Origin of the sequence: Mesorhizobium sp. M0991 (genome assembly GCF_040318915.1) — a bacterium.
Lineage (GTDB): Bacteria > Pseudomonadota > Alphaproteobacteria > Rhizobiales > Rhizobiaceae > Mesorhizobium.
In genome coordinates this window covers 1-540 of sequence record NZ_JAMYNE010000112.1, presented here as the reverse complement: position 1 = coordinate 540, position 540 = coordinate 1, and the positions used below count along the sequence as shown (strand labels likewise).

Below are 540 nucleotides of genomic sequence, written 5' to 3'. Positions count from 1 at the left end.
GAAGCCGAACGCGCGCTGGTCGCTGGATTTCGTCCATGATCAGTTCGCCTGCGGCCGGCGCTTCCGCGTCCTCAACATCGTCGACGACGTGACGCGCGAATGCCTGGCTGCGATCCCGGACACCTCGATCTCCGGCCGCCGGGTGGCGCGTGAACTGACGGAACTGATCGCCCGGCGCGGCAAGCCGGGCATGATCGTCTCCGACCACGGCACCGAGTTCACCTCGAACGCGATCCTCGCCTGGTCGAAGGATCATCAGGTGGAATGGCACTTCATCGCGCCGGGCAAGCCGATGCAGAACGGCTTCTGCGAAAGCTTCAACGGGCGGATGCGGGACGAGTTGCTGAACGAAACCCTGTTCTTCGGCCTCGACCATGCCCGAACAACCATCGCCGAATGGGCAGACGACTACAACCGATCGCGCCCACATTCGGCGCTCGGATACATCACGCCTGCGGCTTATGCCGCCAATCTCACCGCAACGGACGATCGGCTGCGCAACCCCGACCAGCTCCGCCGATCACCCGTTGCTCAACCCGC

1 protein-coding gene is annotated in these 540 nt (G+C 64.4%); it reads left to right on the top strand.

Features of this window, described 5'->3' with window-relative positions; translation table 11 throughout:
• The coding region (locus NKH70_RS35745) for an integrase core domain-containing protein (RefSeq protein WP_353027483.1) at positions 1–540 on the top strand (540 nt) is incomplete at both ends.